Genomic DNA, 12,336 nt, shown 5'->3' with positions numbered 1-12,336 from the left:
TGGATTACTCGTCAGCGTTATCGCTGTTGTCGCTGTCATCACCCTCAACGCCATCAGCGTCGGAGTGCTCAGGACGGTCGCGACGCTCACGGCGCTCACTGCGGTTTTCTTCAGCCTTGAGCATCTCGGACTGGCCGGTAACGGCTTCGTCGCGACGGATGACCAGGTTACGGATCACAGCATCGTTGTAGCGGAAGTTGTCTTCCAGCTCGGCCAGGGCCTTGCCAGTGCACTCAACGTTCAGCATCACGTAGTGAGCCTTGTGAACATTGTTGATTGCGTAGGCCAGTTGACGACGGCCCCAGTCTTCCAGACGGTGGATTTTGCCGCCGTCTTCTTCGATCAGCTTGGTGTAACGCTCAACCATGCCGCCGACTTGCTCGCTCTGGTCAGGGTGGACCAGAAAGATGATTTCGTAATGACGCATGAATGCTCCTTACGGGTTGTAGCCTGCCGCTCAAAAACGGTCAGACAAGGAGTGAATGACACTTATGGACTTGCTGGCGCGGGGCACATGCGTGCCTGCCGTCACAGCAAGGGGCGCAATTGTAGAGAAGGGACTGCGCAGGCGCAAGGCAATTGGTGATTATTTGAACAATCACCGGATACAGGCCACACCACAAAGCAATGTAGGAGTGAGCCTGCTCGCGATGAGGGCGCAACATTCAACTTTGATGCTGAATGTAACTCCGCTATCGCGAGCAGGCTCACTCCTACAGGGGATTTGCAACAGGTCAGGCTTTCTTGGCTGCAGCCTTGGCCTTGGCGCCACGTTGACGCTGCGCTTCGAACAGGCACACACCGGTTGCCACGGACACGTTGAGGCTACTGACGCTACCGGCCATCGGCAGGTTCACCAGATAGTCGCAGTGCTCGCGAGTCAGGCGGCGCATGCCCTTGCCTTCGGCACCCATGATCAGGATGGTCGGGCCGGTCAGGTCCTGGTCATAAATGCTGACCTCGGCCTCACCCGCCGTGCCGACAACCCACAGACCGCGCTGCTGAAGCTTTTCCAGAGTGCGCGCCAGGTTGGTCACCGCCACCAGTGGAATCACTTCCGCCGCGCCGCAGGCCACTTTACGCACCACCGGCGTCAGGGTAGCCGACTTGTCCTTGGGCACAATCACCGCCAGCGCGCCGGCAGCATCCGCCGACCGCAGGCAGGCGCCGAGGTTGTGCGGGTCGGTCACGCCGTCGAGCACCAGCAACAGCGGTGCGCCTTCGGTACGATCGAGCAGCTCGTCGAGCATTGCCTCGCCCCAGACCTGGCTCGGACTGACGTCCGCCACCACGCCCTGGTGCACGCCTTCAACCCAGGCGTCCATTTCGCGGCGCTCGGCCTGACCGATCTGCACACGATTTTCGTTGGCCAGTTCGATCAGGGTCTGCACGCGCGGATCGTTGCGGCTTTCGGCCAGCCAGATCTGCTTGACGCGTTTAGGGTGGTGACGCAGCAACGCTTCTACCGCGTGAACGCCGTAGATTTTTTCCAACTGACTCATGACTTCGCCTTCGGTTTACGCGACCCGCCACTTTTGGCTGGAGCCGAACCCGCTTTCGGCGGGCCTTTACGGTGTTTGCTCGGTTTGGCTGGCTTGCCGCCGACGGCCTTCTCAGGCGCCGACCGTCCGGTCTTTCCCCCAGACGCCGCTTTACCACCGCTTTTGGCTTCGGCCAGCAAGGCCTTCTTCAATTCACGGCTTTTGCGCAGCTCGGCATTTTTCGCCACGGCATCGCTCGGGCGATAGGCCTCGACCGCTTTTTCCTTGGCCGGACGACGGCTGGCGGTTTTGGCCGGAGCCTTGTCTTCCACAGCCTTGCTCGCAGGCGCTGCGGTATCGGCGCCACGTTTCTTGCGACCGATCGGTGCGCTGATGGTTTTTTCGGCCATCTCGAAGTCGATCTTGCGCTCGTCGAGGTCGACGCGCATCACGCGCACTTCAACGGTATCGCCGAGACGGAAGCTGCGACCGGTGCGCTCGCCCGCCAGGCGGTGATGCACAGGATCGAAATGGTAGTAATCGCCCGGCAGCGCGGTGACGTGCACCAGGCCTTCGACGTAGATATCGGTCAGTTCGACGAACAGACCAAAACCGGTCACGGCGGTGATCACGCCCGGGAACGATTCGCCCACACGATCTTTCATGAACTCGCACTTGAGCCAGTTCACCACGTCGCGGGTGGCTTCGTCGGCACGGCGCTCGCTCATCGAGCACTGCTCGCCGAGTTGCTCCAGCGCCGCTTCGTCGTACGGATAGATGCGTGCCTTCGGAATGGTCATCGCCCCGGCACGACGAACGTGCGGAGTGTCCTGTTTCGAATGGATCACGCTGCGGATGGCGCGGTGCGTGAGCAGGTCCGGGTAACGACGGATCGGCGAGGTGAAGTGGGTATAGGCTTCGTAATTCAGGCCGAAGTGGCCTTCGTTCTGGGCGCTGTACACCGCCTGGCTCAGGGAGCGCAGCATCACGGTCTGGATCAGATGGAAATCCGGACGATCCTTGATGCTCGCCAACAGAGCCTGATAGTCCTTTGGCGACGGGCCGTCCTTGCCTTTGTGCAGGGACAGGCCGAGCTCGCCGAGGAAGGCGCGCAGTTTTTCCAAACGCTCCGGTGGCGGACCATCGTGGACACGGTACAGCGCAGGAATTTCGTGCTTCTTGAGGAATTCGGCAGTGGCCACGTTGGCCGCCAACATGCATTCCTCGATCAGCTTGTGCGCATCGTTACGAGTAGTCGGACGAATTTCGGCAATCTTGCGCTCGGAACCGAAGATGATCCGGGTTTCCTGCGTTTCGAAGTCGATCGCGCCACGCACGTGACGAGCCGCCAGCAACACTTTGTACAGCGCATAGAGCTGCTTGAGGTGCGGCACCACGTCGGTGTATTCGCCGCGAAGCTTGCGCGCTTCGGTGGCTTTCGGCGTTTCCAGCATCGCGCTGACCTTGTTGTAGGTCAGACGGGCGTGGGAATGGATCACCGCTTCATAGAAGCAGTAGTCGGTCATTTCGCCGGACTTGGAGATGGTCATCTCGCAAACCATGGCCAGACGATCGACGTGCGGGTTCAGCGAGCACAGGCCGTTGGACAGCTGCTCCGGCAGCATCGGCACCACGCGCTCGGGGAAGTACACCGAGTTGCCGCGCACCTGGGCTTCGTTGTCCAGCGCCGAACCGATCTTCACGTAGCTGGAGACGTCGGCAATCGCCACGTACAACTTCCAGCCACCGGAGAACAGACGCAGTTTGCCCGGCTTGGCTTCGCAGTAAACCGCGTCGTCGAAGTCGCGGGCATCTTCGCCGTCGATGGTGACGAACGGCAGATGGCGCAGGTCGACACGCTTCTCTTTGTCTTTCTCTTCGACTTCCGGCTTGAGCTTGGCGGCTTCTTTGAGCACCGCTTCAGGCCAGACGTGCGGAATGTCGTAGGTACGCAGCGCGACATCGATTTCCATGCCCGGCGCCATGTAGTTGCCGACCACTTCGACCACATCGCCTTGCGGCTGGAAGCGCGGCGTCGGCCAGTGGGTGATCTTCACCTCGACGAACTGACCGATCTGCGCGTTGGCATTGCGGCCTGGCGTAACCAGCACTTCCTGCTGGATCTTCGGATTGTCGGCAACGACGAAACCGATACCGCCCTCTTCGAAGTAGCGACCGACGATGGTTTCGTGGGCACGGGACACCACTTCGACGATCACGCCTTCACGGCGGCCACGACGGTCGAGACCGGACACCCGTGCCAGCGCACGGTCGCCATCGAACACCAGACGCATCTGCGCCGGGCTCATGAACAGGTCATCGCTACCGTCGTCCGGCACCAGGAAGCCGAAACCGTCACGGTGACCGCTGATGCGGCCGAGGATCAGGTCGAGCTTGTCCACCGGCGCATAAGTGCCACGGCGGGTGTAGATCAATTGAGCGTCGCGCTCCATGGCGCGCAGGCGGCGGCGCAGGGCTTCGATCTGGTCTTCTGTGGTCAGACCAAACTCTTCGACCAGTTGCTCGCGGGCAGCAGGCGAACCCCGATCGGCGAGATGCGCCAGGATCAGTTCGCGGCTGGGAATAGGGTTTTCATATTTTTCCGCTTCACGAGCGGCCTCGGGATCGAGGGACTGCCAATCGGCCATTAGAGAGTTTTCACCTTGTCTATATGCGGGTTAGTTTGGCATAGGCGCCATCAAACGGGAAATTTCCGACTATATAAGGCCCTTCTGGAGCCTTGTATCGACGCCTGAAAGCCCTTTTGAACACCGCTGGTAAAAAAATTCATTTTTTTTGCTGACAGGGGTTTACAGTTAAAAAGGCGCTCCGTATAGTGCGCGCCATCGACGACGTACACACGTTGACGAGATGCCCAGGTGGTGAAATTGGTAGACACGCCAGCTTCAGGTGCTGGTGACCTTACGGTCGTGGAAGTTCGAGTCTTCTCCTGGGCACCAATTTCGAGTTTGAGACTAGATCAGTTTCAAGACTCACACAAAACCCGCGAAAGCGGGTTTTTTGCATTCCGGGGAAAGGTTTTGTTGAACCCGATTAATTAAAATTAAATCAGGGGTTTACAGATCAAAAAGCGCTCCGTATAGTGCGCCACATCAACAGCGGCAACGCTCGCGATGAATGCCCAGATGGTGAAATTGGTAGACACGCCAGCTTCAGGTGCTGGTGACCTTACGGTCGTGGAAGTTCGAGTCTTCTTCTGGGCACCAATTCAAACTCAAGGTTACGACGTTGAGTTTCCCAAAAACCCGCGAAAGCGGGTTTTTGCGTTTCTGGCCTTTGAAAACCTGCAAGCCTCTGTGGCGAGGGAGCTTGCTCCCGCTCGACTGCGAAGCAGTCGCAATCTCTGAGCGCAACGTTAATTGAAGCAGAAGCGAGGGCCGCTTCGCACCCCAGCGGGAGCAAGCTCCCTAGCCACAATGATCATAGCGACCAGCCTCTAGCAAACACTCAACCGACCCGCAAGGCGCACTTGAGAAACAATATCGTTTATCATTGTTGCAAGTTTTTGCAATGCGACAGTGAGGAACCCTGCGAATGATGTTTCGAAATACCCTGCGCCGCGGCTTGACCTTCACCCTGCTCGGCCTGGCACTCGCCACTCCCCTCACCCAGGCAGCCGATGCGGTTTCCCTGACGCTCTACAACGGCCAACACAAGGAAGTCGGCGATGCGATCGCCAAGGCTTTCGAGGCCAAGACCGGCATTCACGTCAACGTACGCAAGGGCAGCAGCAACCAGCTCGCCAGCCAGGTCATCGAAGAAGGCGACCGCTCCCCCGCCGACGTGATCTACACCGAAGAATCCCCGCCGCTGAACAACCTCGGCGAGCAAGGTCTGCTGGCCAAGACTGACGACGCCACGCTGGCCGTACTGCCCAAGCAATACGTCGCCGGCAACGGCACCTGGATCGGTGTCACCGCGCGGGTTCGCGTAGTTGCCTACAACCCGAAACTGGTCGATGAGAAAGACCTGCCGAAGTCGGTGATGGAATTCTCCGATCCGAAGTGGCAAGGCAAAGTCGGTTTCGTCCCGACCAGCGGCGCCTTCCAGGAACAGGCCGTGGCGATCATCAAGATGCACGGTCGCGACGCCGCCGAAGAATGGCTGACCGGCCTGCGCGCTTTCGGCAAGACCTACAGCAACAACATGGTCGCCCTCAAAGCCGTGGAAAACGGCGAAGTCGCCACCGTGCTGGTGAACAACTACTACTGGTTCGCCCTGCAGCGCGAGAAAGGCAAACTCGACTCGAAACTGCATTACTTCACCGGCGGCGACGTCGGCGGACTGATCACCGTATCCAGCGCTGCCGTGCTGAAATCCAGCAAACACCCAAAAGAAGCCCAGCAATTCCTTGCCTACATGGCCAGTGAGGAAGGCCAGCGCGTGATCACCCAGACCACCGCCGAATACCCGCTGCACAAAGGCATGGAATCGGATCGCGGACTCAAGCCGTTCAGCGAACTGCAAGCGCCGAACGTGACCCCGGCCGATCTGGGCAACGCCGAGGAAGCGCTGGAGCTGGAACGTGAAGTTGGCCTGAACTGATGGCCGCATCGTTATCCGCCCCCGCCGCGCGCGGGGGTTACGTGCCACGACGCAAACGCCCGTCGATCTGGCTGGTGCTGCCGGTTTTATTGCTGGTGGTCATGAGCCTGTTGCCACTGGCCTATGTCGGCCTGAAAGCCTGGCAAGCCGGGTGGGCGGAGGCGCTGCACTTGTTGTGGCGCCCGTACGTATTCGGCCTGCTGCGCAACACTCTGGCGCTGATGGTTGGGGTGACGCTGACGTGCGGCGTGATCGGCCTGTCGCTGGCGTGGTTGCTGGAGCGCAGCAATCTGCCGGGACGACGTCTGTGGGGCGTGATTCTGTGCCTGCCGTTTGCGGTGCCGGCGTTTGTCAGCAGCTTCACCTGGGTGTCGCTGAGCGCGCAGTTCGAAGGCCTCGGCGGGGCGATTCTGGTGATGAGCCTGTCGAAGTATCCGCTGATCTTTCTGCCGGTCGCGGCGACCCTGCGCAACCTCGATCCGTCCCTCGAAGAGTCGGCTCGCACCTTGGGGCAGAATCGCTGGGGCGTGTTTTTCCGCGTCACTCTGCCGCTGCTCTGGCCGTCGCTGCTGGCCGGCTCGCTGCTGATTGCCCTGCACATGCTGGTCGAGTTCGGCGCACTGTCGATCATCGGCCTGCAAACTTTCACCACCGCGATCTATCAGCAATTCGAACTGGAATTCAGCAACGCCAATGCGGCAATGCTTTCGGCGGTATTGCTGGCGCTGTGTCTGCTGCTGCTGTGGCTGGAGCTGCGGGTGCGCGGTAAAGGGCGCCATGTGCGCACCGGCCAGGGTGCAGCGCGTCGAGCCGAGCAAGTGCGGTTGGGACCGTGGGCGGTTGCCGGTCAGTTGTATTGCCTGTTGCTGGCGATTGTCGGTAGCGGGATTCCGCTGGGAATGCTCGCGTACTGGCTGGCGGTCGGCTCATCGGCAGCCTTCCCGGTCGCGGCGATCACCGAGGCCCTGCTGTCGTCGCTGGCCTTGTCGCTGGGTGGCGCGGCGCTGTGCCTGCTGCTGGCGGTGCCGGTCGGGCTGCTGGTGGTGCGTTACAAGGGTCAACTGGCGATCTGGGCCGAACGCTTGCCGTATCTGCTCCACGCCTTGCCGGGCCTGGTGATCGCGCTGACACTGGTGTATTTCGCCCTGCATTACGTGCCGGCGCTGTACCAGACCTCGGCATTGCTGCTGATCGCTTATGCGCTGCTGTTCCTGCCATTGGCACAGGCGCCGATTCGCACGGCACTGAACAAGGCTGCGCCACAACTGGAAGAAGCAGCACGCACGTTGGGGGCATCGTCATTCACCGCGTTTTGCCGGGTGACCCTGCCGATCATTTTCCCGGCACTGGGTGCGGCGTTTGCGCTGGTGTTTCTGGATGCGATGAAGGAATTGACGGCGACGCTGCTGCTCAGTCCGACCGGGCTGAACACGCTGGCGACCGAGGTCTGGGCGCATACGGCGAATGTCGAGTTTGCGGCGGCGGCGCCTTATGCGGCGTTGTTGATTGTGGTGTCGGGGTTGCCGGTATATCTGCTGACGACGCGGATGTATCTGAGCCGCTGAAATCGCCTTCGCGAGCAAGCCCGCTCCCACATTTTGACCGAGTCCCTACCTGGGAATGCGATCGAATGTGGGAGCGGGCTTGCTCGCGAAGAGGCCCGCCAGACGACCTCAAGCCCTGAACTGCCCCAGGCTTGCCTTCAGCTGCGCCGCCAAACCATCCAGCACCTTGCCACTGGCCGTAGTTTCCACCACCGCCTGCGCCGCCTTCTCGGCCTGAGCATGAATCGTTTCGACCCGTCCGCGCACTGCCTGCGCGCCCTGAGCCTGATGCGCCGCTGCCTGGGTCGCCAGACCAATCGCCGCGTGCACCTGCTCGACCGAAGCCTGCACTGACTGCTGCAACCGAGCGCTATCGCGCAACACCAGCAAACCTTCGCTGGCCTGACGCCCCGCCTGACCGATCGCTTCTACCGCTTCACGCGCGCCCTGCTGCAACGCGACGATGTGCGCCTGAATGTCGCCGGTCGAGCTTTGCGTCTTGCTCGCCAACGCGCGCACCTCGTCCGCGACCACGGCAAAACCGCGGCCGGTCTCACCGGCCCGCGCCGCTTCGATCGCCGCATTCAAGGCCAGCAAGTTGGTCTGCTCGGCGATGCCGTGAATCACCGTCAGCACCACTTCAATCTGTTCACTTTGTTGCGCCAGCCGCTCGATGACTTTCGCCCCGGTGTCGACCTGCCCGGCCAGCGCCTCGATCAGGCTGCCGACTTTCGCCGAGGTACGAGTGCTTTCATCGGTGGCCTGGCGAATATCCACCACCTGCTTCAACGCCGCCTGCATGGCATGGCTTTCCGATTGCGCCTCGTCAGCCATTTGCGACAGCGCGCGCAGGCTTTCCGCCACTTCGTCACGCTGCATCCCGGCCGCTGCGTCGGCACCGGCATTGCGCAGGGTCATGGCGCCGATTTCCACACCGGTACGCTGGGCCACGTCGCCCGCCTCGCGCACGATCGGCTGCAACTTATCCACAAAGCGATTGACCGCCGAGGCCATGTCGCCGATTTCGTCTTTGCTGTTGATCTGCACGCGCTTGGTCAGGTCGCCCTCGCCTGCCGCCAGATCGTCCATCGCCGCGTTGAGCATCTTCAAGCGATTGACCACCCGATGCCCAAGCACCACCGCCAGCAACAACAGCACGCCGCAACCGACCAGCGCCAGGCCCATGCCGATACGCCAGCGCAAGGTCGCGGCGGCGTCCTGCACGGTGCTGGTGGTGTTGGCTTTCATCTCGGCGGCGGTAGATTGCGCCGACTGCAGGCGCGCCTGCATCGCTGCCGCGCTGTCGGCGGCAGCGCCCTTGAGGCTATCGCCGACCAGTTGATCACTGCTGGCGATCAGCGCCGAGAAGCGCTGATCAAGCGCGGCCAGATCGGTTTCCACCGACGCCGTCGAAACGCCCATCAGCACTTTGCCGATTTCCACGCCGTTGGGATTGATCGAAGCTTCAAGGTAGTAGACCGACGGATCGTTTTTCGCCGCGTCCAGCACCTTGTCCAGCGCGCGTTCGCCTTGGCCTTTTTCCAGCAAGGCCTTGTTGATCGGGTTTTCGCGGTTGAGGTAACGCGTCAGATGCTGCCCGGTGGCATCATCGTAAACCACGAACAACACATTGGGATTGCGTTGAGCGCGGCGGGCGAATTCGGAAAGGGTTGGCACGTCGCTGTCCCACATGGCGCGCGGCGCAACCGAGGCGAGCAACTGAGCCATGTCATTGGCCGAGTCCTTCAGGTCCTTTTCCAAAGTCGCACGCAGTTGCGCCTGCTCGTCCTTCAGACGCGCGGACAGGCCGGCGGTCAGACGCTGCCGGGTACTGGAGGAAAGGTTATCGAGGCTTGAGGTGACTTCACGCCCGGCCTGCTCCAGTTCGCCGGAGAGCTTTTGGCTGTCAGCGCCTAGACGAGTGCCGAGATCGGCTTCCAGCGCCGTGACCGTGCTTCGTGTCAGGGCGACTGCCACTAGCACTTGCACCAAAAGGGCGATACCAAGGGTAACGAACACGGGCCGCAACAAACGGCTTTGTAACAGTGAGAGAACGGCCGACACTGTGAATCCCTCTACTTCTGACGCCATTAATTTGATGGCACTCTTGTAGGAAGATTTACAGCAAAGGTCATGCCGTCCAACAGGCATAAACGACAAAGGCCCCGATTAAGGGGCCTTTGTTTTTTACATCAACGACTTATCAAGCGAACGGATGGCGCAGAACGATGGTTTCGTTGCGATCCGGGCCCGTCGAAATAATGTCGATCGGCGCACCGATCAACTCTTCAACGCGTTTGATGTAGGCACGAGCGTTAGCTGGCAGCTCTTCCAGGGTTTTGGCACCCACAGTCGATTCGGTCCAGCCCGGCACTTCTTCGTACACAGGCTGCAGGCCTACGTAGCTGTCAGCGTCGGTCGGCGCTACGGCGTTGCCTTGCGCGTCTTTGTAACCGGTGCAGATGTTGATGGTTTCCAGACCATCGAGTACGTCCAGCTTGGTCAGGCAGATGCCCGAGATGCTGTTCACATCGATAGCGCGACGCAGGATAACGGCGTCGAACCAGCCGCAACGACGGGCACGGCCGGTGGTTGCGCCGAACTCGTGACCTTGCTTGGCCAGGTGCGCGCCCACGTCGTCGAACAGCTCAGTCGGGAATGGACCCGAACCGACGCGAGTGGTGTAAGCCTTGGTGATGCCCAGGATGTAGTCGAGGAACATCGGGCCAACGCCCGAACCGGTCGCCACGCCACCGGCGGTGGTGTTGGAACTGGTCACGTACGGGTAGGTACCGTGGTCGATGTCGAGCAACGAACCCTGAGCGCCTTCGAACATGATGTCTTTGCCGGCGCGACGCAGGTCGTGCAGCTCGGCAGTCACGTCGAGCATCAGCGGCTTGAGCAGCTCGGCGTATTCCTTGCACTCGGCCAGGGTCTTTTCGAACTCGATGGCCGGCTCTTTGTAGTAACCGACCAGCATGAAGTTGTGGTAATCCACCAGCTCACGCAGCTTGTCTTCGAAACGCGGCATGTTCAGCAGATCGCCCACGCGCAGGCCACGACGTGCAACCTTGTCTTCGTAAGCCGGGCCGATGCCGCGACCGGTAGTACCGATCTTCAGCTCGCCACGGGCTTTTTCACGGGCCTGGTCCAGCGCCACGTGGAAGGACAGGATCAGCGGGCAGGACGGGCTGATACGCAGGCGCTCGCGCACCGGTACGCCTTTCTCTTCCAGCTTGGTGATCTCACGCAGCAGGGCGTCAGGTGCAACCACCACACCGTTGCCGATCAGGCACTGCACGCCTTCGCGCAGCACGCCCGACGGGATCAGGTGCAAGACGGTTTTCTCGCCGTCGATCACCAGGGTGTGGCCAGCGTTGTGGCCACCTTGGTAGCGCACTACGGCGGCAGCATGTTCGGTCAGCAGATCAACGATCTTGCCTTTGCCCTCATCACCCCATTGGGTGCCCAGGACTACGACATTCTTACCCATAACACTTGTCCTCATTCGCGCAAACTTGGTGCCGGCGATGGCCGGCAGGAAAACTCAAGAAGTCAGTGGCGATACTTGCCAAAGCCCGTTCTGCTGAATCAATTGCCGGTCGCAGTCCGCATCACGGGCGGCGGCCAAAGGTTGTCCAGGCAACGCCTGAACGACACGCTGACCCTCACTGCGCAACTGGCAAACCTGCTGCCAGAGTGCCGCATCCGTACTGTCAGGCATCCAGATACCGCCAGACGGTAGCTCGATCTCAGCACGCCCCAGGGTCACCAGGGTTTTCAAATCGGTAGAGAAGCCGGTCGCCGGACGGGCACGACCGAAGTCAGCGCCGATGTCGTCGTAACGACCGCCCTGAGCGATGGACTGGCCCACGCCCGGGACAAACACCGCGAACACCACACCGGTGTGGTAGTGGTAGCCGCGCAGCTCGCCCAGATCGAAGTACAGCGGCAGCTCCGGGAAACGCGTCGCCAGACGATCGGCGATCTCCAGCAAATCTTCCAGCGCCGCCAGCACCGGCGCCGGTGCACTGGCCAGACGCTCACGGGCGGCAGTCAGCACTTCACGGCCGCCACACAGGTCGACCAGCGCCCGCAGCATGCCGGACAGATCGGCCGGCAGGCCTTCGGTCAAGGTAATGACCTCGTCGATGGCCTTGCGTTGCAACGCATCGAACAACTGCTGCTCGACTTCACCGGACAGACCGGCGGCGCGCGCCAGACCACGGTAGATGCCGACATGGCCAAGGTCCATGTGCACATCCGGCACGTCGGCCAGTTGCAGCATGGCCAGCATCAGGCTGATGACTTCAACGTCGCTGCTCGGGCTGGCATCGCCGTACAGCTCGGCACCCAGTTGAATCGGGCTGCGCGAGGACGACAGTGCGCGCGGCTGGGCATGCAGCACGCTGCCGGCGTAGCACAGACGGCTCGGGCCTTCGCGACGCAGGGTGTGCGCATCGATACGCGCCACTTGCGGCGTGATGTCGGCCCGGAACCCCATCTGCCGACCCGACTGCGGGTCGATGACCTTGAAGGTACGCAGATCCAGGTCCTGGCCCGCACCGGTCAGCAGGGATTCCAGGTACTCGATATGGGGAGTCACGACAAACTCGTAACCCCAGCTCTGGAACAGATCCAACACCTGACGACGCGCGACTTCAATGCGCGCCGCTTCCGGTGGCAGTACTTCTTCGATGCCATCTGGCAGCAGCCAGCGGTCTACCGTTGCCATTACGCCATTC

8 protein-coding genes and 2 tRNA genes are annotated in these 12,336 nt (G+C 61.2%); 4 read left to right on the top strand and 6 right to left on the bottom strand.

Features of this window, described 5'->3' with window-relative positions:
- Positions 1-4 precede the first annotated feature (4 nt).
- The 3 genes from rpsF to rnr form a co-directional block, all read right to left on the bottom strand.
- Entirely contained in the window at positions 5-427 is a 423-nt protein-coding gene (gene rpsF, locus ACS4NR_RS24610; RefSeq protein ID WP_003221133.1) for a 30S ribosomal protein S6, read from the bottom strand.
- Positions 428-734: 307 nt separating this feature from the next.
- A complete protein-coding gene (rlmB, locus tag ACS4NR_RS24605; protein ID WP_007967448.1) occupies positions 735-1,502 on the bottom strand; it encodes a 23S rRNA (guanosine(2251)-2'-O)-methyltransferase RlmB in 768 nt (255 codons plus the stop codon).
- Positions 1,499-4,129 (bottom strand): ribonuclease R, encoded by a 2,631-nt coding sequence (gene rnr / locus ACS4NR_RS24600; RefSeq protein ID WP_027611420.1) that lies wholly within the window; start codon positions 4,127-4,129, stop codon positions 1,499-1,501. Before rnr ends, rlmB begins: the two co-directional genes overlap by 4 nt.
- A 225-nt stretch (positions 4,130-4,354) precedes the next feature.
- Between rnr and ACS4NR_RS24595 the strand changes: the two genes are divergently transcribed.
- The 4 genes from ACS4NR_RS24595 (at position 4,355) to ACS4NR_RS24580 (ending at position 7,612) form a co-directional block, all read left to right on the top strand.
- Positions 4,355-4,441: transfer RNA gene (locus ACS4NR_RS24595), tRNA-Leu, on the top strand.
- Between the two features lie 180 nt (positions 4,442-4,621).
- A tRNA-Leu gene (locus tag ACS4NR_RS24590) sits at positions 4,622-4,708 on the top strand.
- A 328-nt stretch (positions 4,709-5,036) separates the two neighbouring features.
- On the top strand, positions 5,037-6,047 hold the full coding sequence (locus ACS4NR_RS24585; protein ID WP_041065682.1) for an extracellular solute-binding protein: 1,011 nt from the start codon (positions 5,037-5,039) through the stop codon (positions 6,045-6,047).
- Positions 6,047-7,612 carry an ABC transporter permease gene (locus tag ACS4NR_RS24580; RefSeq protein ID WP_456018554.1) on the top strand — a complete coding sequence of 522 codons (1,566 nt, stop codon included), beginning with the start codon at positions 6,047-6,049 and terminating at the stop codon, positions 7,610-7,612. Before ACS4NR_RS24585 ends, ACS4NR_RS24580 begins: the two co-directional genes overlap by 1 nt.
- A 108-nt stretch (positions 7,613-7,720) precedes the next feature.
- On the opposite strand, the gene ACS4NR_RS24575 is transcribed toward ACS4NR_RS24580, so the two are convergent.
- From ACS4NR_RS24575 to ACS4NR_RS24565, 3 genes are all read right to left on the bottom strand, one after another.
- Positions 7,721-9,655, bottom strand: a complete 1,935-nt coding sequence (locus tag ACS4NR_RS24575; RefSeq protein WP_456018553.1) for a methyl-accepting chemotaxis protein — start codon at positions 9,653-9,655, stop codon at positions 7,721-7,723.
- A gap of 139 nt (positions 9,656-9,794) precedes the next feature.
- A complete protein-coding gene (locus ACS4NR_RS24570) occupies positions 9,795-11,084 on the bottom strand; it encodes an adenylosuccinate synthase (RefSeq protein WP_003221122.1) in 1,290 nt (429 codons plus the stop codon).
- 54 nt (positions 11,085-11,138) lie between these two features.
- On the bottom strand, positions 11,139-12,326 hold the full coding sequence (locus tag ACS4NR_RS24565; protein WP_443531717.1) for an ATP phosphoribosyltransferase regulatory subunit: 1,188 nt from the start codon (positions 12,324-12,326) through the stop codon (positions 11,139-11,141).
- Positions 12,327-12,336: the final 10 nt, after the last annotated feature.

The sequence above is a fragment of the Pseudomonas sp. JQ36 genome (assembly GCF_053851495.1).
Note: the sequence above shows the minus strand (reverse complement) of the source record. Positions and strands in the feature narration are given on the sequence as shown.